Consider the following 23,304-nt stretch of genomic DNA (forward strand, 5'->3'; position numbering starts at 1 on the left):
TGGGTGGTAACGGGGAAGCGCTCGGCGGAGATATAGGGGCAGTGGTCACCCTAGTGGCCGGGCCGCGCTTTCTTTGTTTCTGCCTACGATAAGTCGTATTGTCAGGGAAAGATGTTACAGGTGTGGCTAGTGGGGCTAGTCTGGTTGTCAGCCCCGCCACAACATATTCCTCAGGAGAATTCATGATCCAGGCAGTGTCACGCCGCCTCCTCGTCCTCGTCGCCGCCGTGGTGACCGCTGCCGCCGCCCTGGCGCTGCCCACCGGCGTCGCCGAGGCGCAAGAGCGCAACCTGGTGGTCTTCGGCGACTCCGTCATCGCCAACCCCACCGTCCCCGAGTATCTGGCCGGGGGACTGTCCAGCAACATCGCCAACGGCCAGTCCTCCCGCGGCTCCTCCGGCAACCCCGCCGAAGGCTGCCCGCAAGGACACAACTGGGGCCGCGGCGCCGCCGAGCGGCTCGGCATGCCCGCCTGGGACTACTCCTGCTCCGGGGCCGTCTCCATGTCCCCGGGCCCGCAGTTCTCCACCCAGGTCGACACCGCCATCCGCACCGGCGGCCTGACCGACGCCACCCAGCGCGTGGTCATCTCCACCGGCTTCAACGACACCTACAACAACGTCCAGATGTCTAACGGTCAGATCATCCAGTCCTTCGTCGGCGCGATGGCCCCGCAGGTCGAGCGCATCAAGCAGGCCGCCCCCAACGCCCGCATCCAGATCGTCGGCTACCCGTCGATCACCGCCGGCGACCACATCTGCCTCTTCCGCGTCGGCCCGAACGTCTCCGACCGCACCTACGTGCCCCAGGTCAACCAGTGGCAGTGGCAGGCCCAGGACATGCAGATCGCTCTGGCAAACGCCACCAACGTCGAGTTCCTGGACCTGAAACCCTCCACCTCCGACAACCACATGTGCGCCCCCGACGACAAGCGCATGTGGGCCGGACTCGTGGACTTCTACGGCGGACCGGGCAACCTGCCCTTCCACGTCAACGACCGCGGCCACGCCCACGTCGCGCACGTGATCGCACACAGCTAAAAGCCGGGCGCCGCGGTTAAGCTGGGGAAAACCACACTCTTAAGGGGCGATCATGACCACCCGGCAACCGACACTGGGATCCCGCAGCAAACGCATCATCGACCACGACGGACTGCAGTTCCGCGACCTCGACGGCGACGGGAAGCTGACCCCCTACGAGGACTGGCGCCTGCCGGCGGGCGAGCGCGCCGCCGACCTCGTGGGACGCATGACCCCGCAGGAAAAGGCGGGGCTCATGGTCATCGGCTCGCACCACCCCGGCTACTCCGGCTTCCTGCCGAACCCGAGCGACGAGCTGCTCAACCCCGAGGACGTCTGGCGCGACGCCAACCCGATCACCTCCCAGCCCTACCCGGAGCCGGTGCTGGTGACCTCGTCCACGGACAACGCCATCAACCTGCGCCACCAGCGCTTCCTCATCTGCCGTGACAACCTGGCCCCGAAGGAGCTGGCGGTCTGGACCAACGCGGTGCAGGAGGTCGCCGAGAACTCCCGGCTGGGCATCCCCGTCAGCTTCGCCTCCAACCCGCGCAACCACGTGGCGTTGGTCGCCCAGTTCGGCGTCAATGAATCCGCCGGCGTGTTCTCCGAATGGCCGAACGAACTCGGCCTGGCCGCACTCGACGACGCCGAGCTGATGGAGACCTTCGGCGCGGAGATCGCGAAGGAATGGCGCGCCGGCGGCATCCACAAGCTCTACGGCTACATGGCCGACGTCGCCTCCGAACCGCGCTGGTCGCGCTTCAACGGCACCTTCGGCGAAGACCCTGGGCTGGCCAGCGACTACACGGCGGCCGTGGTCCGCGGCATGCAGGGAGAGAAGCTTTCCGACGCCTCCGTGGCCACCACCATCAAGCACTTCCCGGGCGGCGGCGTGCGCCTCGACGGCCACGACCCGCACTTCGAGTGGGGCCAGACCAACGAATACCCCACCGAGGATGCCCTGGCGACGTATCACCTGCCGCCCTTCCAGGCGGCCGTCGACGCCGGCGCCTCCTCGATCATGCCGTACTACGCCAAGCCGGTGAACAGCTCCGCCACCCAGCTGCCCGCCGAGCAGTGGGCCGGGCCGGGCCGGCAGTTCGCCGAGGTCGCCTTCGCCTACGACCCCATCTTCTTGGCCACCATCCTGCGCGAGCAGATGGGGCATGCCGGTTACGTCAACTCCGACTCCGGCATCATCGACGCCATGCCCTGGGGCGTGGAGGAGCTGAGCAAACCCGAGCGCTTCGCCGCGGCCGTCAAGGCGGGCACGGACATTTTCTCCGACATGGCCGATCCCACCGAGCTGAACAAGGCCTACGAACAAGGCCTGCTCGCCGACGCCGACCTCGACCGCGCCTGCACCCGCCTGCTGACCGAACTTTTCGAGCTGGGGCTCTTCGATAACCCCTACGTCGACGAAGACGCCGCCGCCGAGATCATCGGCGCCGAGGAGATCTCCGCGCTGGGCGCCAAGGCCCAGCGACAGTCCGTCACCCTGCTGCGCACCGGCGAGATCCTGCCGCTGCGCCCGAACACGAAGATCTACGCCTATGCCACCGGCCGCACCCAGATCGACTCGGTGCAGGAAAAGCTGGCGGCGGCCGTCGAGAAGTTCGGCGCCACGCTGGTGGACGCCCCAGAGGAAGCCGACCTGGCGATCGTCTGGGCGCGCCCGGAGATCGCGCTGTTCGAAGACGACCGCGAGGGCGTGGCCCTGTCCGTCGACCCGGGCGACAACGGCGTCGACGTCGAGCGCGTCGTCGAGATCGAGAAGACCGTACCCACCCTGCTGGCCGTCAACATGACCAACCCGTGGCTGCTCGCCGAGATCGAACCAGGCGCCGCGGCGGTGGTCGCCACCTTCGAGATCACCCCGGAGAACCTTCTGCGCTCCCTGGCGGGCGAGGACGGCGGCCCGCAGGGCACGCTGCCGCTGACCGTGCCACGCTCCGCGCAGGCCATCGCGGATTCCCCACGCGACGTGCCCGGCAAGTTCTGCGGCGAGGACTACGTCTACCTTGACCGCGACGGGGTGGCCTACTCCTACGGACACGGGTTGCGCTACTAGCGACGCCCGATTGGCGCGGGCTGCCTGGCCCCGGCGAAGATGAGATCTTATGACTCGTCTTCTCGCCGTGGTGTTGGCGGCGCTTCTTCTCGCTATCCCTGCGCCCGCGCACGCCAGGACGCTGGTTCTCTTCGGCGATTCCGTGCCCGCCGACCCACCCCTGCGCGACTATGTGGCCAGCGAGCTCGGCTCCTCCGGCCACACCGACTGCCCCACCTCCGGGGACAACTACGGGGTGCGCACAGCTGAGGGGCTGGGCCTACAGGCGCAGGATTTCTCCTGCTCCGGCGCCACCTCTCCGAGCGTGGTGTCCCTGCTGGCTAACCGGGACTTCTCCCAACAGGTCGACCGCGCCCTGACCTCCGCAGCGCTGGACGGGGACACCGCCCGCGTGCTCATCACCGTCGGATTCAACGACCTTTACCAAGGCGGGACGCCCGACAACTTCGTGGCCGCGATGATCCCGCAGATCGAGCGCATCCACGACGCCGCCCCCAACGCTCGTGTCCAGATCGTGGGGTATCCCACCATCACCGACGGCGACGACATCTGCGTGGTCAACACCGACCGGGTGGTGCGGGTGCATGCCCCGGCCGTCGCGCACTGGGAGCGCCAGGCACAGCACATGCAGGCGGAGCTGGCGGCAGCGACCGGCGTGGAGTTCGTTGACCTCAAGGAATCGACCCGGGGCCGGCACATGTGCGCCCCCGACGAGCTGCGCCACTGGTCCGCCATCATCGACGACGGCCCGACGAACCTGCCTTTCCACCTCAACGCCCACGGGCACCGGCACGTCGCCGAGGTCATCGCGCGCAGCTGAGACGGGTCGGTTTCCGAGGTCTTTTGCACAGGCTGGGCCGCAGCATCGTAACTCACCCCTGATGCAGGGAAGAGATTCTTATTTTAAAGCTTGCCCCATAAAATTGGCTCCTATGTCCAGTGACGACGTTATGCGGCAGTTACGTGAGTTCGCGCGAGACAGAGACTGGGGGCAATTTCATAGCCCAGGCAATCTTGCGAAGAGCATCAGCATTGAGGCAGGGGAGTTGCTCGAGTGTTTCCAATGGGACAATGTCCCAGATCAAGAGAACGTAAAGCTCGAGCTGGCAGACGTGTTGACGTACTGCTATTTTCTCGCTGACCGGATAGGCGTCGACCCAGAGGAAATCATCTTGGAAAAGCTCACCGTCACCGGTGACAAATACCCCGTTGACAAGGCCTTCGGAAGATCGGAAAAATATGACAAGCTTTAAGCTCGAAGAATTTGACTTTGCCTCGGACCGCCTTCCCGAATCGCGGGACCAGCCGATGCTGAATAACTGGCCGGTGGTCTACGTTCTCAACGGTCCGGGGGAAAAGGGTCGGGGAAACATCTATCTCGGCGAAACCCACAGTTTTTCCTCCCGCATGCGTCAACATATCCAGAATGACGAAAAGCGGGAAAAGCTGAAGACGGTGCGCGTGGTTCTGGACGAGACTTTCAACAAGTCCGTGTGCCTCGACTTGGAATCACAGTTGATCAAGTACGCGGCGGGGGACGGGTCCAACAACGTTTTAAACCGAAATATCGGGGTAGCAGATCCGGAATATTACAACCGTGCCAAATACCGGAAGACCTTCGACGACATCTTCGAAGAGTTGCGCGAGGCCGGTGTTTTTCAGCGAACCATCCCGCAGATCACTAATTCGGCCCTCTTCAAGCTTTCCCCGTTCAAATCCCTCAACGAGGATCAAGCCGCCGCGGCAGTCGACATCATGGATGGCTTGGTCGAAGACCTCGCCGAGGACACAGAGCTAGGGAACCTCGTGTTTGTGGAGGGAGACCCTGGCACCGGGAAAACCGTCGTGGCCATTTACCTCATGAAACTGATCACCGACATCGGCGACGGCCGCGACGTCGGTGAAGCAGACGGTGAAGTAGACATGGACACGGTGTTCTCCGAGTTCTTTTTGCCGGGCAGCCGGGAGGTCTTCCAAGGGTTGAAAATCGCGCTCGTCGTCCCCCAGCAGTCGCTACGGAAATCCATCCAGAACGTCTTCGACAAGACTCCTGGCCTGAGCAAAAACATGGTGATCGACCAATGGGACGTCGCAGACGACCCTGACACTTTCGACCTCATCATCGTCGATGAAGCTCACCGGTTAAATCAGCTTGCATCGCAGGCTTCGGGAGTGCGCAACAGTAAATTCCATGAGATCAACGAAAAGCTTTTCGGCGGGGAAAAGCCCGATGCGTCGCAGCTCGATTGGTTGCGCGCGAAGTCCCGGCAGGTGATTCTCATGCTGGATCGGAAGCAAACGGTGCGTCCCGCTGATCTTCCTGCCGAGGAATATCAGGAGCTATTGATGGGCGGGGGAGGGAAAGAGCCGAGGAAGTACCGCCTCTACACCCAGATGCGGAGCCTGGGAGGCAACGACTATATCCAATACGTTCATGACGTCTTGTCGCCGTCTCCGCCTGCTCACCAACAGGAATTCGGAGAGTATGAGGTCGGGTTAGTGAATTCCCCCGACACTCTCGTACGGCTGATCCGAGAGCGGGAAGAGGAACATGGCCTGTCTCGTATCGTCGCCGGCTATGCCTGGAGGTGGGCGAGTAAAAAAGATGCGTCCGCCTACGACATCGATCTGGGGGAAGGTGTGCGTCTTCAGTGGAACACCAAGCTGCTCGATTGGGTCGGATCGAAAGAATCCATCAATGAAGCGGGGTCCATTCATACGATCCAAGGCTACGACCTCAACTACGCCGGGGTCATCATCGGTGAGGATCTCAAGTACGACCCCGTCGCGCAAAGGCTCTGCATTGACCGGGCAAATTACTTCGACCAGCCCGGCAAACAGAACAACAAGATGCGCAACCGTCCCACCACCGACGAGATGTTGTTGGAGTACATCACCAACATCTATGTCGTGCTCATGACGCGGGGAATCCGGGGCACGTTCATCCACGTCGTGAACCCCGAGCTCCGGAAGTACATGCGACAGTTCTTCCCAGTGTTGGGGTGAGTGGGAGGTTACGACCCAGAAAGACTGGCCAGCCCCAGTTCGACGAGGTCGCGGCGCTCGACGCCGGCCTCCTCCGCCCAAACGCGGACCAGGCCGCAGTACCGGGCGTAGTCACCTGCGCGATCGGACTCAAACTCCCAGTCGAACCGCTCCAGCTGGGCCGCGATCGCGTCGGTGAAGATCAGCGAGGGGTGCTCGGGATTCCCGCCGCCGGCGAAGTAGAGGTAGGCGGTGAACGCCTCCGGACGCAGGCCCGGGAGCGCCCGCTTGCCGGAGTTGAGTGCCCGGAAGGCTCCGGTCGGATCGATCCCGGCGAGTGTCGCCGCTTCCATCAGGGCGGAGGAGTGCTGGCCCGGGTCGATGGCGTTGACGGCGTCTTTCAGCTCCGCCGGGTCGGACTGCCAGGCCAGCGTGTTCCACAGCAGGTTCAGGGCGGCGTCGGCGGAAAACGGCGCCTCGGCGGCGAGTGCGAAAAGCTGCCCCCGGGACACCTCCTCACCGAGGAAGTCGGCGCGCAGGCCACGAGTCTTCAGCAGCTTCTCCATTCCGGCGACGTCGACGGAGGCGGTGTGGTCGACGACGGTGGACTCGTCGGCGTCGGCAAGCCAGTCGGACAGGGACTCGGGCAATGTCAGATCATCATTCATGCCCTCGATTGTGGGGCAAAGCCGTCGGCGACGCACAGCCGCAAGCACGTTTGTGAAAAATCGGTAGAATTGATTATGAGTACGTATTGATTCAAAGGAGGATCATTTGAGCACTACGGTTAAGGGCGTCATCGCCCGCACCAAGGGCGCAGAGGTAGAGCTGACCGACATCGTCATCCCGGATCCGGGTGCGAATGACGTCGTCGTCAAGATTCAGTCCACCGGCGTCTGCCACACTGACCTGTCGTATCGTGACGGCGACATCAACGACGAATACCCCTTCCTGCTGGGCCACGAGTCCGCGGGCGTCGTCGAGCAGATCGGCGAGGACGTCACCCACGTCGAGGTCGGCGACTTCGTCGTGTTGAACTGGCGTGCCGTGTGCGGCGAGTGCCGCGCCTGCCGCAAGGGTGACACCAAAAACTGCTTTGACACCCACAACGCGTCCAAGCCGATGACGCTTGCCGACGGCACCGAGCTGACCGCCGCGCTGGGCATCGGCTCCTTCGCCGAGAAGACGCTGGTCCACGAAGGCCAGTGCACCAAGGTCAACCCGGAGGCCGACCCGGCCGCCGTCGGACTGCTGGGCTGCGGCATCATGGCTGGCCTGGGCGCCGCCGTGAACACCGGCGACATCCAGATCGGCGAATCCGTCGCCGTCTTCGGCCTGGGCGGGGTCGGCATGTCCGCGATCTCCGGCGCGAAGCTGGCGGGCGCGGCGAAGATCATCGCCGTCGACCTGGACGAGCGCAAGACCGAGCACGCCAAGGAATTCGGCGCGACCCACACCATCACCTCCAAGGGGATGGACGAGCAGCAGGTCATCGACAAGGTCCGCGAGCTGACCGACGGCTTCGGCCCGGACGTGACCATCGACGCCGTCGGCATCATGCCGACCTGGCGCCAGGCCTTCTACTCCCGCGACCACGCCGGTCGCATGGTCATGGTCGGCGTGCCGAACCAGACCGACCAGATCGAGATCCCGACGATCGACTTCTACTCGCGCGGCGGCTCCCTGAAGCCGGCCTGGTACGGCGACTGCCTGCCGGAGCGCGACTTCCCGGCGTATACCCAGCTCTTCGAAAACGGCCAGTTCCCGCTGGACAAGTTCGTCTCCGAGCGCATCGGCTTGGAGGACGTCGAAGAGGCCTTCGAAACTATGAAGCGCGGCGACGTGCTGCGTTCGGTGGTGATTTTTGATGAGTAACAATCTTCGTATCGATCACATCGTCACGTCCGGAACCTTCGCCCTCGACGGCGGGGAGTGGGACGTGGACAACAACATCTGGGTCGTCGGCGACGACTCCGAGGTCTACGTCATTGACGCGGCCCACGATTCGGCCCCGATCATCGAGGCTGTCGGCGACCGCAAGGTCAAGGGCATCCTGCTCACCCACGGCCACAACGACCACGTGACCGTGGCCCCGGAGCTGTCGGAGAAGTTCGACGCCCCGATTCACATGCACCCGGGCGACCAGATGCTGTGGGAGATGACCCACTCCGGCGCTCCGGAGGAGCTCAAGGACCAGCAGGTCCTCGAGATCGCCGGCGCCGAGATGCGCGTGCTGAACACCCCGGGCCACTCGCCCGGCTCGGTGTGCTTCTACGTGCCCGAGGCCAACGAGCTCTTCTCCGGCGACACCCTGTTCCAGGGCGGCCCGGGGGCTACCGGCGACCGCTCGTTCGCGTCCTTCGACACGATCATCGAGTCGCTGAAGACGTCGGTGCTGGAGCTGCCGGCGGAGACCGTCGTGCGCACCGGCCACGGCGACCACACCACCGTCGGTGCGGAAGCCCCGCACCTGGAGGAGTGGATCAAGCGCGGTTACTGACCCCGCTCTGACCGAGCGCCCCGGCCACAGTGGCCGGGGCGTTTTGTCGTTCATACGGCGATTATGCGCCCCACCACTTAGAATCAGGGAAGTATTTCCGTCAGAAAGAGGTTTCTGTGCAGCTACGCACGATCGCTGCGGTAGGGGCCGCTCTCCTTCTCACCGGGTGCTCCGCCGCCGACGACGAGACCATCCGTTTCGCCACCTTGCCCGTCACCGACGACCCCGCCGAGGAAGCCCCGGGCCAGGCCATCGCCGAGCTGCTGGCCGATGAGACCGGCCAGGAGGTCTCCGTCATCGACGCCCCGACCTACTCCGCGGTCATCGAATCCGTGCGGGCCGGGCACGAGGACTTCGCGGTGATGAGCGGTTTTCCTTCCGCCATGGCCGTCAACACCGGTGAAGTCGACGCCCTGCTCTCCTGGCCGGGGCGCGAAGGACCGGCGTCGCGGTGCATCGTGCTGCAGGATTCCCCGTTGCGATCCCTGGAAGACATCACGCCTGAGCACACCGTCGCTTTCGCGGACCCGGCGTCGAGCTCCGGTTACTTCATGCCCGTCTACGCGCTGGATCAGGCGGGGTTGACCCAGGGCGAGGACTACCAGGTCTTGTTCTCCGGCGGGCATGACCGCAGCCAGCTCGCCTTGAAGAGCGGGGACGCGGACGTCTCCTGCACGGCCGCCGAGTTCGTCGACAAGGCCGGCGAGGGCTCGTTCTACTTTCCCTTCGACAAAGGCGAGACCCGCGTGATCGGGGAGAGCCCCGCGCAGCCGGTGTCCGTCGCCGTGATCGGCAGCCAGCACATGAGCCAGCAGAAGCGCGAGACCCTGCTGGCGGCACTGCCGGAGGTCTTCGCCGACGACAACCACGACCAGCTGGGCAGCACCGGCAGCTCCATTCCCGCGGGCGTCGATCCGCTCATCGAACCCGGGCGGGAGCATTTCCAGACGCTGGTCGACGTCGCCGAGGTCGCGGGCGTCGACATCTCCGACCTGAAGTAAACGCTGATGATCACCGTCCGAGACTTGTCCGTCCGCTACGACGACGCGCTGATCCTCGACGGCGTGAACCTCGACCTGCGTTCGGGGACCACCGCCCTGCTGGGTCCCTCCGGCGCCGGCAAGTCCACCCTGCTAAAGACCCTGACGGGTTTCTCGCCGATCACCTTCGGCACGGTGCACGTGGGCGGGGTCGACGTCGGTGAGGCCACGGCCCGCCAGCTGCGGGAGCTGCGTTCCCGGGTGGGCCACGTCTTCCAGCAGTTTCACCTGATCGGGCGGCTGCCGGTGCTGACCAACGTGTTGCTGGGGGCTGCGCATCGCGCGGGGCCGGTGAATCTGGTGGGCGGGTTCCGCCCCGCGGACCGTAAACGCGCCCAGGAACTTCTCGAGCGGGTGGGCGTCGCGGACAAGGCCCATGCCCAGGCCCGCACCTTATCCGGCGGCCAGCAGCAGCGCGTGGCGATCGCCCGGGCGCTGATGCAGGACCCGGAGGTCATCCTCGCCGATGAGCCGACGGCCTCCTTGGATCCGGCCACGAGCCGGGCCGTCATCGACTTGCTCCGCGGCATCGAGGACGTCCCGGTGCTGATCAGCCTGCACGATCCGGCCCTGGCGCTGGAGCAGGACAGGGTCATCGGGCTGCGCGACGGGAAGATCGTGCTTGACGACGACGCCGTAAACCTCCACACCACCCTGCTGGCGTCCATGTGGGGCGGCGATGACTGACGTTTTTCGCGCCCGGCTCGCGGGCAGCGTCATCCTGGCCGTCGTCTTTCTTTGGGCCGCCGACGGCGCGGAGTTCAACTTCGCGCAGCTCGGTGCGGGCGCCGCCAACATCGGCGAGTTCCTCGGCCGGCTGTTCCCGCCGGATTTCTCGCAATTCCCCCTGATCATGCAGCTGCTCGTGGAGACCCTGCAGATGGCGATCGTCGGCACCGCGCTCGGCGCCCTGCTCGCGCTGCTCATCGCCTTCGGCGCCGCCGCCAACATCGCCCCGCGGTGGGTGTACTACCCCTGCCGATGGATCATGAACATCCTGTGCTCCGTGCCAGACCTGCTGCTTGCGCTGATGTTCGTCTCCGCGGTGGGGCTGGGCCCGTTCGCCGGGGTGCTGGCCATGGCGGTGGGCTCGATCGGCTCCGTCGGCAAGATCTTCGCCGAAGCCATGGAAGCCGTGGACGACGGCCCGATCACCGCGCTGACGGCGGTGGGCGCCTCAAAGCGGCAGATCATCCAGTACGCGATCCTCCCGCAGGCGTCGCCCATGCTCATCGGCTACACCCTGCTGATCTTCGAGAGCAACGTCCGCGGCGCCACGATCCTGGGGCTGGTCGGCGCCGGCGGCATCGGCCTGGAACTGACCACGGCCATGAACCGCTATGAATACGGCCACCTGAGCGCGATGATCATCTGCATCATCGTGCTGGTAACCCTCATCGATCAGGTCAGCGCGGTCATCCGGCGGCGGGTCAGTTGAGGGGCCATGTACCGCTGTCCTTACTGTGACAATTTTGTTCGCCAGATTACCCCCAGCTGAAGTAAACCTAGCCGTTTCCTCTCACTTCGCTGACAATGGGGGCATGTCCTGTTTCTGAGTAGGCAAGGAGCATGCGCACGATCGACGCGTTCGCTTCTCTCAGCATCAGCACTGATTTCCCCGACACTGACCTACGAAAGAAAACCGCCATGCACCTGAAAAAGATCATCACTGCCTCCGTCGCTGCCGCTGCTCTCACGCTCACGGCGTGCGGAGAGAGCGACGGCACCGACGCCACCACCACGTCGGCGACCACCGAGGAAACTACCGTGGAAGAGACCACCACGGAAGAAGCGATCGTCGAAGAGACGACTGTGGAAGAGACGACCGCCGAAGAAAGCCCCGAGGAGCAGCCGGCCGAGGAAGAGGCACCCGCTGAGCAGGATGTGCCGCGGGAGCACCAGAACGCGCTGCGCTCCGCGGACAACTACCTCAGCTTCACCGCGTTTTCCCAGACCGGGCTCTACGATCAGCTGCTGTTTGAGGAGTACTCGCCCGAAGCCGCCCAGTATGCAGTCGACAACGTCGGCGCGGACTGGAATGAGCAGGCCGTGAAGTCTGCGGAGAACTACCTCGACTTCACGTCCTTCTCCCCGTCCGGCTTGTACGATCAGCTGGTCTACGAGGGCTTTACCCCGGAGCAGGCGCAGTACGGCGTCGACAACGCCTACTAGTTGAAGATGACCGTGCGGTTGCCGTAGACCAGCACCCTGTCCTCCAGATGCCACCGCAGGCCGCGCGCCAGCACGGTCGTCTCCGCGTCGCGGCCGATGCGCTTGAGGTCCTCCGGTGAGTCCTTGTGGGTCACGCGGATGACGTCCTGCTCGATGATGGGGCCGTCGTCAAGGTCGGTCGTGGCGAAGTGGCAGGTCGCGCCGATCAGCTTCACGCCGCGCGTGTAGGCCTGGTTGTAGGGGCGCGCTCCCATGAACGACGGCAGGAAGCTGTGGTGGATGTTGATGGCCTTGCCGGCCCACTTCTCGCACAGGTCGGGCGGCAGGATCTGCATGAATTTCGCCAGCACGATCGCGTCCGGGTCGTGGTCGTCGACGATCTCCGCCACCTCGTCGAAGGCCTTACGCTTGCCGACGGCGTCCTTCGGGAACGGCACGTAGTGGTACGCCAGTCCGTGGGCTTCCGCCATGGGGCGCAGGTCCTCGTGGTTGCCGATCACGCACGCCACGTCCATCGGGTAGTCGCGCTGGCCGACCCGGCCCAGCAGGTCGTGGAGGCAGTGGCCTTCCTTGGTCACCAGGATCACGGCCTTGCGGCGGTGGGCGGTGTCCCAGAGTTTCCAGTCGGCGGTGTCGGGGGCGAACTCCGCGAACTCCGCGCGGATCTGCTCGAAGTCCAGGTCGCCGGCGCGGATGGACAGGCGGGCGAAGAATTTTCCGGAGGCGTCGTCGGTGAAGAAGTCCGCCTCGTCGACCCAACCGCCCCGGTCCGCGAAGAAACCGGAGAGTTCGGCCACGATGCCGGTGCGGTCGGGGCAAATGACAGTGAGTACGTAATGGCGCTGGGTCATTCGATAGATACTAGCGGTTGTTAGAATCCGGGCATGCGTACTCTCGTCACCGGCGGCGCCGGGTTCATCGGATCCCATCTGGTCGATCTCCTCGTCGCGGAAGGCCACCAGGTCACGGTGCTGGACAACCTTTCCCACGGCAAGCGCAGCAACCTTACCGCCGAGCACACTTTCCTCGAGGCGGACGTGCTGGAGGTGGACTTCGAGGAGGTCTTCGCCGAGCATGAGCCCGAGGTGGTGTTCAACCTCGCCGCGCAGATCGACGTGCGAGCGTCTGTCGAGGATCCGCTGCATGACGCGCAGACCAACATCTTATCGGTGATCCGCATCGCGGACGCCGCGCGGAAGACCGGGGTGCGCAAGATCGTGCACACCACCTCCGGCGGGGCGATCTACGGTGAGCCGGAGAACTTGCCCGTCGACGAGTCCGTGCCCGTGGATCCGTATTCGCCGTATGCGGCCAGCAAGTACGCCGGCGAGGTGTATCTGAACACTTTCCGCCACTTGTACGGGTTGGAGTGCTCGCACATCGCCCCGGCGAACGTCTACGGTCCGCGCCAGGATCCGCACGGGGAGGCCGGGGTGGTGGCGATCTTCGCGCAGAACCTCCTCGACGGTAAGCCGACCAAGGTCTTCGGCGAAGGCGAGAACACCCGCGACTACGTCTACGTCGGCGACGTGGTGCGCGCGTTTTATCTGGCGGCCGGCCAGCTGGGCGGTGGACTGCGGTTCAACGTGGGCACGTCGGTGGAGACCACCGACCGTGAGCTGCACACCTTGGTGGCCCAGGCCGCCGGTGCCGTTGACGCCCCGGAGTACGCGCCTGCCCGGTTGGGGGATCTGCCGCGCAGTGCGCTGTCGTATGACCGGGCCCGGGAGGTTCTGGGCTGGGAGCCGCAGGTGCCGATCGCCGAGGGCGTGGCCCGCACCGTGGACTACTTCCGGGGTTAAACTCGCGCTGCCTGCTGCTCGATCAGGGCCTCGAAGGCCTCGACGGGCTGCGCCCCGCTGAGGGACTCCTCGCCGACGACAAACGCTGGGGTGCCGGTGATCTCGAGGGCTGCACCGAGTTCGCGGGCCTGGGTGATCTCGGCGTCGTACCCGGCGCTGTCGGCCTCGAACTGGGTCAGATCCGGCACGCCGGCTTGCTCGGCCCAGGCCAGGAAGTTCTCGGCGCTCAACTCTTCGCCGGAGGCATACAGCGCGTCGACGAACTCGAAGAACCTGTCCTGCTCCGCGGCCGCACGTCCCGCTTTGGCCGCCTCGACGGCGCTCGGCCCGGTGACGGGGAAGTCGTGCCACTCGATGCGCACGGTCCCGTCTTCCACGTAATCCACCAGCTGTGGCAGCGTCTCAGTGGCCCACTGCGCACAATACGGGCAACCCAGATCACTGAACGCGGCGATGACCACGGGCGCGTCGACCTCGCCGAGGGCCATCGCGTCGCCTTCCTCCCGGCGGTGCACGGAACTCGGCGCGGCGGGTGCGGCCGGAGCAGTGGATACAGCAGGCGCGGTGCGCGGCGCAGCGCTCGGCTCACCCGCCGTCTGCCCGCCCACCAGAACACCGATGAGAAAGCTCAGGACGGCCACGACCGCCATCATGACCCACACGACGCCGGGAATCTTAACCAAGAGACTCCTCCGGTTTCACCGCGTTCTGCAACGCCACCGCGCGTGCCAGGCGCGCGTACCGCAGCTCCTGCTCGCGGAACCGCACCCACGTGGACAAGGTGGTGAACACGAAGGCCACGACCAGGCCGTAGAGCATGAGGTCGGTGCCACGGTCCACGCCCAGCCAGTTGGCGACCACGGTTAAGTCGTCGGGTCGCAGGATCGCCCAGACCGCGGCGAACGCCAGAACCACGAACCCGATCTTCACGCCGGCTTTGGCCTGCGCCTTGCGCCGGTTCGTCAGGAAATACGCCACCAACACCAGGGCGGCGACGAGCAGAATGATCTGGAAAACGGTGGTCACTTGAGTCTCCTCGCCACGATGCCGTCGGCAAGGATGTTGACGCCGTTGATCAGCGACTGCCCCTTGCTCATCGAGTATTCGGTGTACAGGATGTCGACCGGCTGCTCGGACACGCGCCAGTCGTTCTCCGCGATCTTGTTCACGATCTCCGAGGCGTGGCTCATGCCGTTCATGCGGATGTCCATCTCGTCGGCGACCTTCTTGTTGAAGGCCCGCAACCCGTTGTGCGCGTCCGTCAGCCCCAGCTTGCGGCTGGTCGGGGACAGCTTGACGACGGTCTGCAGCACCACCCGCTTGATCCACGGCACCTGCGAATTCTCGCGTTTCTCCCCGAAGCGGGTGCCCACGATGATGTCCACCGGCTCCGTGCGCAGCCGCTGCACCATGGCCACGACGTCCTTGACCTGGTGCTGGCCGTCGGCGTCGAAGGTGACGAAGTACTGCGCGCCGGGCTGGGCGCGGGCGTATTCGACGCCGGTCTGCAAAGACGCGCCTTGGCCGAGGTTCACCGGGTGATCGACCAGGTGCGCTCCGGCGGCGTGGATTTCGGCGGCCGAGTCGTCGGCGGAGCCGTCGTTGACGGCGACGATGTTGGGGAAGGTCTGTCGCGCGTTGGCCAGGACGTCCCGGATGACGGTCGCCTCGTTGTAGCACGGTACGACGAGCCATGTGTCCTGAAAGTGCATGGTATGGATCCTAGCCCCTTTACTTATGGAACAGTGCGCCATACACACGGGTCAGCAGCCCGGTGGGCAGGAGACGGTACGCCGTGCGTGCCACCAGGTTAAACACCGCTCGTGGCCGGCTGATGAGCCCGTAGGAGACCAGGTTGCGCTGCATCTGGCGCTCGGCGGCGAACATGCCTTTGGTGCGGCGCTCAAACTGGCTTGTCGACGTCCGGAAATACGTCAGCGGCTCCGGCAGGTTGTGGAACCGCGCGCCGTCGGCGAGCAGGCGGGCGTACAGATCATAGTCCTCCATGTGGGGGACGTCTCTGTAGCCGCCGACTCGGTCCGCCCGCTCGGTGCGCAGCATCACCGAGGGGTTGTTGATCGGGGAGTTGATCAGCGCGTACGTCGCGATCTCCTCGTGGGTTTCCGGCAGCGCGCGCACCTTCTGCCCGTCGCCGGGGGAGTGCTCGAATTCCGCCACGGCGGTGCCCAGCACGTCGGTCTCGGGATGGGCTTCGACATAGGCCAGCTGCGTGGCGAAGCGCTCCGGGTGGGCGACGTCGTCCGCGTCGAGGCGGGCGGTGAAGTCCGAGAGAATCGTCTCCAACCCTGCCTGGGAGGCGGGCCCGGAGCCGAGGTTCTCGGGCAGCCGCACCACGCGGGCGTCGTCCGTCGCCGCGACGAAGGCGTCGATGATCTCGCGCAGCGGGTCGCCGATCGGGCCGTCCTCCACGATGACGACCTCGTCCGCGGGGCGGGTTTGCGCGGTCAGGGATTGCAGCGCCGCGGCGAGTTCGGCGGGATCGATGCGATGGTAGACGGTCATCAGGGCAGACAGGCTCGGCATAGCTGTGTAGTTTAGGCCCTCACCCCAGCAGGTAACGGCCGTACCCGGATTTCAGGAGCGGTTCGGCGAGTCTTTCGAGTTGCGAGGCGTCGATGAACCCCGCCTCGTAGGCGGCGACCTCCGGGGAACCGATGACCTGCCCGGTGCGTTTTTGCAGCACCTCCACGTAGGAGGAGGCCTCGCTCATAGAGTCGACGGTGCCGGTGTCCAGCCACACGTCGCCGCGGTGCAGGCGGCGCACGCTGAGCTCACCCATCTGCAGGTAGGCCTCGTTGACGCTGGTGATCTCCAGTTCCCCGCGGGCGCTGGGGCTGATGGACTTGGCGATGTCGACGACCCGGTTGTCGTAGAAGTACAGGCCCACCACCGCGTAATCCGACTTCGGCGCGGCGGGTTTTTCCTCGATGGAGATCGCCTTGTCGCCGTCGAACTCCACGACGCCGTAGCGCTCCGGGTCGGAGACCTCGTAGGCGAACACGATCCCGCCCTGCGGGTCGCGACAGGTGCCCAGGGCAGTGGTGAACCCGTGGCCGTCGAAGATGTTGTCGCCGAGCACCAGTGCCACGTCGTCGTCGTCGATGAAGTCCTCGCCGATGAGGAAAGACTGCGCCAGGCCCTCTGGGCGCGGCTGCACGGCGTAGTCGATCATCAGCCCGAGCTGGGAGCCGTCGCCGAGCAGGCGCTTGAACGCGTCCTGATCCTCCGGGGTGGTGATAATGAGGATTTCCCGGATACCCGCCCGGATGAGTGTGGTCAGCGGGTAGTAGATCATCGGCTTGTCGTAGATCGGCATCAGCTGCTTCGAGATCGCCATGGTGATCGGGTACAGCCGGGTGCCAGAGCCGCCGGCTAAAATAATGCCCCTCATGCCAAATACAGCGCCAGGCCGACGCGCCAGTTCATGGGGGTGAACCCGGTGGCCTCGATCTTGGCGGTGTCCAGCACGCTGCGTCGCGGGCGCACCGCATGGGGTTCGTCGCCGTGGTACTCGACGGTGCTGACCGGGTGAACCTCCGCGGGGTCGTGGCCTAAGCCGATGAAGGTGGACATGGCGATCTCGTCGCGGCCGACGGCGTCGCCGGTGCCGGTGACGTTGTAGATCCCGTAGTCGGCTTTGGTGGACAGCAGGTGCGCGATGGCCCCAGCCAGGTCGTCGGCCATGGTGATGCGCCCGACTTGGTCGTGCACGACCTTCGGCTCGATGTCGCGCTCGGCCAGCGAGCGCATCGTGGAAATGAAGTTGCTGCCGTCGCCGACCACCCAGGCGGTGCGCACGACGTAGTGCTTGGGGGCGGTCGCCGCGGCCGTGTCGCCGGCGGCCTTCGACGCCCCGTACAGCGACAGCGGGGCCACGGGATCGTCCTCGGTGTAGGTCTCCTTCGCCCCGTCGAAGACGTAGTCGGTGGACACGTGCACCAGCGTCAGGTCGTGCTCGGCGGCGATGCGCGCGAGCTTCGCCGGGCCCTCGGCGTTGACGGCCCAGGCAGCGGCCCGGTCGGTCTCCGCCTTATCGACGGCGTTGTAGGCCGCCGCGTTGATGATCGCCGAGTACTGCCGCCACTTACGCTGCGGCGGATCCGTGATATCGAAGTCTTCGCGCGCGCAGAACTCCGCGTCCGGCAGCACCTTCCGCAAGGCACGCCCCAGCTGGCCGTTCGCCCCGGTGACCAGGACCTTGCGCGGCTGGACGGGCGTGACCTCCGCCAGTTCGGGGTGGGCCAGGTCCTTCTCGGAGAGGTTGACCGGCTCCAGCGGCCAGTCGATCATCCGGTAGGTCACGTTCGCGTACTGTGCCTCCGGTGACCAGTGGTCGTTGACCAGGTAGACGTACGCGGTGTCGTCCTCCAACGCCTGGAAACCGTTGGCCACCCCGCGCGGTACGAATACCGCGGTGCCGGGGCCGATCTCCTGGGTGAAGGTCTCACCGAACGTGGCCGAACCCTCCCGCAGGTCGCACCACGCGCCAAAGACGCGACCAGAAGCCACGGAGACGATCTTGTCCCACGGCTCCGCATGCAACCCGCGGGTGGTGCCGCGCTCGGTGTTCATGGACACGTTCTGCTGCACGGGGCGAAACGAAAACGCGGCGTTGTTCCAGTTCTCCTTGAACCAGCCGCGCGCATCCTCGTGCACCTTCAAGTCGATGACCTGCAGTCCGTCGATCATTACTGGCCCCTTTCGGCATAGGCTCGCTCCGTGGCGTCCTTGACCGGCCGCCACCACGCTTCATTGTCCCGGTACCAAGCGATGGTCTGCTCCAGGCCGGCGCGCATGTCGGTATCGGTGTACTTCGGCACCCAGCCCAGTTCTTCACGCAGCTTCGTCGAGTCCATCGCGTAACGCTGATCATGGCCCGGACGGTCGGCCACGTGCTCGTAATCGCCCGCGCCCATCAGCTCGCAGATCAACTCGATGACCCGCTTGTTGTTGACGTGGTCGTTGTCCGCGCCGATGACATACGTCTCGCCGATGCGCCCCTGCTCCAGGATCAACAGCACCGCCTCGTTGTGGTCGTCGACGTGGATCCAGTCGCGCACCTGCTCGCCGGTGCCGTAGAGCTTCGGCGTTAACCCTGCCAGGACGTTGGTGATCTGCCGCGGAATGAACTTTTCGACGTGCTGGTACGGGCCGTAATTGTTCGAGCACGTCGAGATCGTCGCGCGCACCCCGAAGGAACGCGCCCATGCGCGCACCAGGTGATCGGAGCCGGCCTTGGTCGCCGAATACGGGCTCGACGGGTTATAGGCAGTGGTCTCCGTAAAGCGCGCCGGATCATCGAGCGATAGATCCCCGTAGACCTCGTCGGTGGAGATGTGGTGCAGCCTCTTGTCGTGCCGGCGCACTGCCTCCAGCAGGGTGAAGGTGCCCAGGACGTTGGTTTGCAGAAAAGGCGAGGGATCGCGCAGGGAGTTGTCGTTGTGGGACTCGGCGGCGAAATGCACCACGGCGTCGGCCTCGCGCACGAGCTCGTCGACGAGTTCGGCGTCGCAGATATCGCCGACGACCAGCCGGGCGTCGAGGCCGGCGAGGTTGTCGCGGCGCCCGGCGTAGGTCAGCTTGTCCAAGACGGTGACCGTCCAGTCGGGTCGCTGAGCAGATACCAGGCGCACGAAATTGGCGCCGATGAAACCGGCCCCGCCGGTGACCAGCACATGATTCATGGCTGCAACTATACGTCCCGGGACCGCCGTCCCCGGATCTTCGCCCCGGCGGAGCGCTGTTGGGCCATGGTGTCGTTGAACTCGATGTCCGGGCAACCCGCCGCCTGGAATCCGGACCGCCCGGATTCCGGGTCCCGCGCGGCGTGCCCGAAACCACCGCGCCCGTCGCGGGAATCACAATTGTCCCGATGATGTCCCCAACACAGCAGCGCCAGATTATCCAGATCCGTTGCGCCGTCCTGACCCCAGGGCGTGAGGTGGTGCACCTGACAATCGTTCAACGGCCGGTCGCAGCCCGGGTGCGTGCACACCAGCTCTTGGGCGAACAACGCGATGCGCTGATAAAAGTTCGCGGTGCGACTGCCCCTGCCCACATCGATGACCCGCCCCTGCTCGTCATGGACGGCAAAGAAGTCGAATTGCGCGGCGCCCAGGCGCACCAAAGCGAAGGGGTCCAGCAGGTCGCCGGTGTTGGTGGGAAACAGCGAGTGCGGAGTCATGTTCTTGATGTCGTCCACCGTCATGGACACGACCACAGAACCGGAGCCGTAGCGGCCCTTGTCCCCGCCGGCGGCGCACCGCTGGACCAGCAGATCCGCCCGCCGCTGGCGGAGATGGACGCCATCTTTTTCTTCCACGCGGTTGAGCATCGGATCCAACGCCGCCTTGACCACCGCGGCCTGCTCGGCGGGCAGATACCCGTGAAACCGCACCCCGCCGTCGGGGTCCGGCGCAGAGAAGCTCACCGAACGCTTCCGGTACGGGGCGAGGTGGTCTTTCTTCCCGTTCGGCAACCGTGCGGCCGCATTGGCGCGGCGAACCTGCTCACGCACCCAGGCGCGCAGATCCTCCACGCTGCGGGACGCAGCCTCCGCCAGAGCCTGGGCCAAGATTTCCGTGCGCCCGGGTTGGGCATGGGGCGAAATCTTCTCCAGCTCCTGATCGATGACCGCACGCTTTGCGGCGGACGCCTTTTGCTGGCGTGCGTCTCGCTGGGCGGCGGCTTCCCGCTCGGCGCGCCGGGCCTGGGCGGCGCGATCGGCGTCAGGATCGGTGTCGTCTGGCGGGGGCGGGGGAGGTGGCGGAGCATAAAGTGCCCGGGCCTGCCGCAGCCGGGAACGTGCTTCCGTGCGGGATAGGTCGAGCTTGCCCACCAGGTAGTCCTCGGTGCGCGAGGAGCCGACGATGCGTCCGGCCTCGTGCAGTTCGGCGCACCAGCTGAACGCGGCGTCCACGGCGGCTTTGTCCGCGGAGCTGTCTTCCAGGCGTTCCAGATGCGGGCGAATGACAGGAAAGGGCAGGGCGTCGGGATCGGTCATGAGCCCGGCCAATTCCGCCATGGCGGTGTTGACCTGGCTCACGGCGGCGGCGAATTTCTCTTCGATCATGGGCCCGAGATTAAAAGGCCAGCGCAACGGCACACGGACGAACGCACCGCTGCTTGTGGATAACCTGAGTCATCCACAATTTACGCTGTGGCCGGGACTTTCGATCGCCGCAGCGCCGCCACATGCACTAGGCCCCCGGCCGCAGGTCCCACGATCAGCGCCGCGCCGACCCCGATTTCCAGCGGCAGGGGAGTCAGCAGCACCCCGAAGGCGACCAGCGTGGCGGTCACCCAGCCGGCGACGTAGAAGGCGTGGCGCTCCCGGGCGAGTGCCGCTGCCCCGGTGATCATCAGTGAACCAGTCCACGCGGAGGCGAACGTCAGCGCCGCCAGGACCCAGCCGGTGACTTCGAAACCTTCGGGCAGGAAGGTGACCATAAACCAGGGGCCGATGAGCCAGGCCGCGGCGGCCCCGACCAGCCCGACGCCGAGGACCAACGCCAAGGGCGCCCCCAGTGATTTCAGGGCCGAGTCGCTGACAAAACGCACGATCAGCGCCGACTGAAAACGCTGCAGGGGCACCAGGATGGGGGCGCGGGTGAGCATGATCGCGAACATCAGCGCGGACACACTCACTCCCGTGAGCGTCGTCGGGTTCTGGGAGGTGGCCTGCAGCAGGACTGGGAATCCGGTGATCAACGTCGCGGAGGCGCCGGAGGCCAGCATCGCGGAGCCGACCCGGCGGACGTAGACGGCCATGGACACATCCAGCGGCGCCCGCACCGCCCGGCGCGCGGCAGTCGAAGACCCCAGGATGACCAGCCATGTCACCGAGCCGATGACCGTGACCACGTAAAACCCGGTCAGCCCCCAGCCCAACGCCCAGGCCCCGGCAGAAAGCACGAGTCGTATTCCGGAGTCGATGGCCATGAGCCACGCGTATTGCGGCCAGAGCTTCAGCCCCGACAGCAGTCCGGAGAGCACCGCCTGGAAGGCGTAGGACAGCAGCCCGATCGCCATGAGGGCGGTAGCCCCGGAGCCTTCGGAGACCAGCAGGGGCATCCACGCCCAGGCGCTCACCGCGATCAGTAGAAACACGGCGCCGCCGACGATGGCCGCCAGCCGCCAGGGGCGTGCGGACCCGGGCGCCACCGACGTCTCGGTGACAGAACGCTCCCGGGCGGCGGAACTGGCGCGGGTGGTCTCATGCGTCAGGCCGTCGATGAGCCCGGCCAGGGCGAAGAACAACCCCCAGTAGGCCTGGAATTGGTCGTAGCGCGACTCGCCCAAGGCCCACGACGCGACGAAGAGGACGACGAAGCCGGAGAGGGCGGCGAAGACCGTCGCCAGGCTCAGTGCTCTCACTGGGGGCACTCCGGCAGCGCGGGCTGGTGCAGCCAGGCGTCCCACACGGCGTCGACGTCGCCGAGCTCGGCGCGCAGGTCGGCCGGTTCGACGAGGCTGTGGCGCCCGGCGGTGACGTAGCGGCGCACCGCGGCGAAGAAGGCGTCGTCGCCGAGGGAGACCCGTAGCGCGTGCAGGGTGATGGCCCCGCGCTTGTACACGCGGTCGTCGAACATGTCCTTCGGGCCGGGATCGCCGATGACGATGTCCTGCGGCTTCTTCACCAAACCCTCGTAATGCTCGCGCACACTGTCAGCGACGGGGATCCCGTGGGCGTGTTCGGCCCACAGCCACTCGCAGTAGCAGGCGAAACCCTCGTTGAGCCAGATGTCGCTCCAGCGCTTGAGTCCTAAGGAGTTTCCGAACCATTGGTGGGCGACTTCGTGGGCGAGCAGGCGTTCCCATTCGGGGTCGAGGTGGTTGACCCCGAACGTCGATAAGCCGTGGGCCTCGAGCGGGATCTCGAGCTCGTCTTCGGTGATGACGACGCCGTAGGACTTGTAGGGGTAGTCGCCGAAGGTGGTCTCGAAGAGATCGAGCATCTCCTCTTGCCGGGCAAACGCCCGGCGCACCTCCGCTTCCAGCTCCGGCGGGGCCCAGGCGTGGGTGCGCGCGCCGAGCTCAAAGCGCTGGTAGTCGCCCGTCTGCACGGTCATGAGGTAGCTGGCCACCGGCAATTCGGCCTGGTAGTGCCAGGTCGTCGCTGAGCCGCGGGCCACGCGCCCCAGCAATTCGCCGTTGACCACCACGTAATACGGGTCGTCGGCGGTGACGCGCACGTCGTAGGTGGACTTGCGGGAAGGGGTGTCGTCGCAGGGGAACCACGTGGCCGCGCCGTTGGGCTGGGAGGCCACCAGCGAGCCGTCGGTGAGTTCCTCCCAGCCGATCTCGCCCCAGGCGGTCCGTCGCGGGCCAGGGTTGCCGCCGTAGCGGACCTCGAGGGTGAACTCCGTGCCGGCGGGGACGGTCTCGGCGAAGGTGAGGCGCAGCTTGTGGCCCGAGTGCTTGAAACGCGCCACACGTGCCGACGCCTTCACCCTGCGCACGCTGAGCCGGCCCGTCAGATCCAGTGTTATCGCCGACAGGTCGTCCTCGGCGACGACGTGCAACGTCGCGGTGCCCTCCAGCCGGTTCGGCCGGACCCGGTAGGTCAGGTCCAGCCCGTAGTGCCGGACGTGGAATCCCAAGTTGAAGTCGACGCCGGTATACGCGTCGCGGGTCTCGGAGGGCGTGTGGTTCGTCATGATGCGCCTATGTTACTCGGGCGCCGCGCGCT

The 23,304-nt window shown here is 65.8% G+C and carries 24 protein-coding genes; 12 read left to right on the top strand and 12 right to left on the bottom strand.

Going from position 1 to position 23,304, the window contains the following annotated elements; all coding sequences use genetic code 11:
- Window positions 1-182 precede the first annotated feature (182 nt).
- From B841_RS01725 to B841_RS01745, 5 genes are all read left to right on the top strand, one after another.
- Window positions 183-1,040 carry a GDSL-type esterase/lipase family protein gene (locus tag B841_RS01725; protein ID WP_020933756.1) on the top strand — a complete coding sequence of 286 codons (858 nt, stop codon included), beginning with the start codon at window positions 183-185 and terminating at the stop codon, window positions 1,038-1,040.
- A 52-nt stretch (window positions 1,041-1,092) separates the two neighbouring features.
- Entirely contained in the window at window positions 1,093-3,093 is a 2,001-nt protein-coding gene (locus B841_RS01730; protein WP_020933757.1) for a glycoside hydrolase family 3 protein, read from the top strand.
- Window positions 3,094-3,142: 49 nt separating this feature from the next.
- On the top strand, window positions 3,143-3,913 hold the full coding sequence (locus B841_RS01735) for an SGNH/GDSL hydrolase family protein (protein ID WP_020933758.1): 771 nt from the start codon (window positions 3,143-3,145) through the stop codon (window positions 3,911-3,913).
- A 112-nt stretch (window positions 3,914-4,025) separates the two neighbouring features.
- Entirely contained in the window at window positions 4,026-4,346 is a 321-nt protein-coding gene (locus B841_RS01740; protein ID WP_020933759.1) for a nucleotide pyrophosphohydrolase, read from the top strand.
- Window positions 4,333-6,099, top strand: coding sequence for a DUF2075 domain-containing protein (locus B841_RS01745; RefSeq protein ID WP_041631692.1), 1,767 nt, complete (start codon window positions 4,333-4,335; stop codon window positions 6,097-6,099). The genes B841_RS01740 and B841_RS01745 overlap by 14 nt, the downstream gene beginning before the upstream one ends.
- Before the next feature lie 8 nt (window positions 6,100-6,107).
- On the opposite strand, the gene B841_RS01750 is transcribed toward B841_RS01745, so the two are convergent.
- Complete coding sequence (locus B841_RS01750; RefSeq protein WP_156844658.1) at window positions 6,108-6,746, bottom strand: 8-oxoguanine DNA glycosylase OGG fold protein; 639 nt, start codon at window positions 6,744-6,746, stop codon at window positions 6,108-6,110.
- A 106-nt stretch (window positions 6,747-6,852) separates the two neighbouring features.
- On the opposite strand from B841_RS01750, the gene B841_RS01755 reads away from it, so the two are divergent.
- From B841_RS01755 to B841_RS01780, 6 genes are all read left to right on the top strand, one after another.
- Window positions 6,853-7,953: an S-(hydroxymethyl)mycothiol dehydrogenase gene (locus B841_RS01755; RefSeq protein ID WP_020933762.1), complete on the top strand. Its 1,101-nt coding sequence runs from the start codon at window positions 6,853-6,855 to the stop codon at window positions 7,951-7,953.
- A complete protein-coding gene (locus tag B841_RS01760; protein ID WP_020933763.1) occupies window positions 7,946-8,578 on the top strand; it encodes an MBL fold metallo-hydrolase in 633 nt (210 codons plus the stop codon). The genes B841_RS01755 and B841_RS01760 overlap by 8 nt, the downstream gene beginning before the upstream one ends.
- Window positions 8,579-8,694: 116 nt before the next feature.
- On the top strand, window positions 8,695-9,579 hold the full coding sequence (gene phnD, locus B841_RS01765; protein ID WP_020933764.1) for a phosphate/phosphite/phosphonate ABC transporter substrate-binding protein: 885 nt from the start codon (window positions 8,695-8,697) through the stop codon (window positions 9,577-9,579).
- A 6-nt stretch (window positions 9,580-9,585) separates the two neighbouring features.
- Window positions 9,586-10,305, top strand: coding sequence for a phosphonate ABC transporter ATP-binding protein (locus tag B841_RS01770; protein ID WP_020933765.1), 720 nt, complete (start codon window positions 9,586-9,588; stop codon window positions 10,303-10,305).
- Window positions 10,298-11,056: a phosphonate ABC transporter, permease protein PhnE gene (phnE, locus tag B841_RS01775; RefSeq protein ID WP_020933766.1), complete on the top strand. Its 759-nt coding sequence runs from the start codon at window positions 10,298-10,300 to the stop codon at window positions 11,054-11,056. Before B841_RS01770 ends, phnE begins: the two co-directional genes overlap by 8 nt.
- Before the next feature lie 131 nt (window positions 11,057-11,187).
- A complete protein-coding gene (locus tag B841_RS01780; RefSeq protein ID WP_020933767.1) occupies window positions 11,188-11,790 on the top strand; it encodes an Ltp family lipoprotein in 603 nt (200 codons plus the stop codon).
- Here the strand turns inward: B841_RS01780 and purU are convergent.
- On the bottom strand, window positions 11,787-12,641 hold the full coding sequence (gene purU, locus B841_RS01785) for a formyltetrahydrofolate deformylase (RefSeq protein ID WP_020933768.1): 855 nt from the start codon (window positions 12,639-12,641) through the stop codon (window positions 11,787-11,789). The genes B841_RS01780 and purU overlap by 4 nt on opposite strands.
- 33 nt (window positions 12,642-12,674) lie before the next feature.
- On the opposite strand from purU, the gene B841_RS01790 reads away from it, so the two are divergent.
- Window positions 12,675-13,592, top strand: a complete 918-nt coding sequence (locus tag B841_RS01790; RefSeq protein ID WP_020933769.1) for an NAD-dependent epimerase/dehydratase family protein — start codon at window positions 12,675-12,677, stop codon at window positions 13,590-13,592.
- On the opposite strand, the gene B841_RS01795 is transcribed toward B841_RS01790, so the two are convergent.
- The 10 genes from B841_RS01795 to B841_RS01840 form a co-directional block, all read right to left on the bottom strand.
- Window positions 13,589-14,275 (bottom strand): DsbA family protein, encoded by a 687-nt coding sequence (locus tag B841_RS01795; RefSeq protein WP_020933770.1) that lies wholly within the window; start codon window positions 14,273-14,275, stop codon window positions 13,589-13,591. The two genes, B841_RS01790 and B841_RS01795, sit on opposite strands and share 4 nt — an antisense overlap.
- Entirely contained in the window at window positions 14,268-14,618 is a 351-nt protein-coding gene (locus B841_RS01800) for a DUF2304 domain-containing protein (protein ID WP_020933771.1), read from the bottom strand. Before B841_RS01800 ends, B841_RS01795 begins: the two co-directional genes overlap by 8 nt.
- The gene (locus B841_RS01805; protein WP_020933772.1) at window positions 14,615-15,304 is read right to left on the bottom strand and encodes a glycosyltransferase family 2 protein; all 690 of its coding nucleotides are present in this window, start codon (window positions 15,302-15,304) and stop codon (window positions 14,615-14,617) included. The genes B841_RS01800 and B841_RS01805 overlap by 4 nt, the downstream gene beginning before the upstream one ends.
- 19 nt (window positions 15,305-15,323) lie before the next feature.
- A complete protein-coding gene (locus B841_RS01810; protein ID WP_020933773.1) occupies window positions 15,324-16,136 on the bottom strand; it encodes a glycosyltransferase in 813 nt (270 codons plus the stop codon).
- Window positions 16,137-16,155: 19 nt separating this feature from the next.
- On the bottom strand, window positions 16,156-17,004 hold the full coding sequence (gene rfbA / locus B841_RS01815) for a glucose-1-phosphate thymidylyltransferase RfbA (RefSeq protein WP_020933774.1): 849 nt from the start codon (window positions 17,002-17,004) through the stop codon (window positions 16,156-16,158).
- Complete coding sequence (rfbD, locus tag B841_RS01820; protein WP_020933775.1) at window positions 17,001-18,302, bottom strand: dTDP-4-dehydrorhamnose reductase; 1,302 nt, start codon at window positions 18,300-18,302, stop codon at window positions 17,001-17,003. The genes rfbA and rfbD overlap by 4 nt, the downstream gene beginning before the upstream one ends.
- Window positions 18,302-19,297 (bottom strand): dTDP-glucose 4,6-dehydratase, encoded by a 996-nt coding sequence (gene rfbB / locus B841_RS01825; protein ID WP_020933776.1) that lies wholly within the window; start codon window positions 19,295-19,297, stop codon window positions 18,302-18,304. Before rfbB ends, rfbD begins: the two co-directional genes overlap by 1 nt.
- Before the next feature lie 8 nt (window positions 19,298-19,305).
- The gene (locus B841_RS01830) at window positions 19,306-20,685 is read right to left on the bottom strand and encodes an HNH endonuclease signature motif containing protein (RefSeq protein ID WP_020933777.1); all 1,380 of its coding nucleotides are present in this window, start codon (window positions 20,683-20,685) and stop codon (window positions 19,306-19,308) included.
- 80 nt (window positions 20,686-20,765) lie between these two features.
- The gene (locus tag B841_RS01835) at window positions 20,766-21,989 is read right to left on the bottom strand and encodes a hypothetical protein (RefSeq protein ID WP_020933778.1); all 1,224 of its coding nucleotides are present in this window, start codon (window positions 21,987-21,989) and stop codon (window positions 20,766-20,768) included.
- Entirely contained in the window at window positions 21,986-23,272 is a 1,287-nt protein-coding gene (locus B841_RS01840) for a M1 family metallopeptidase (protein WP_020933779.1), read from the bottom strand. Before B841_RS01840 ends, B841_RS01835 begins: the two co-directional genes overlap by 4 nt.
- Between the last annotated feature and the right edge of the window lie 32 nt (window positions 23,273-23,304).

Source organism: Corynebacterium maris DSM 45190 (assembly GCF_000442645.1).
GTDB classification, from domain to species: Bacteria; Actinomycetota; Actinomycetes; order Mycobacteriales; family Mycobacteriaceae; genus Corynebacterium; species Corynebacterium maris.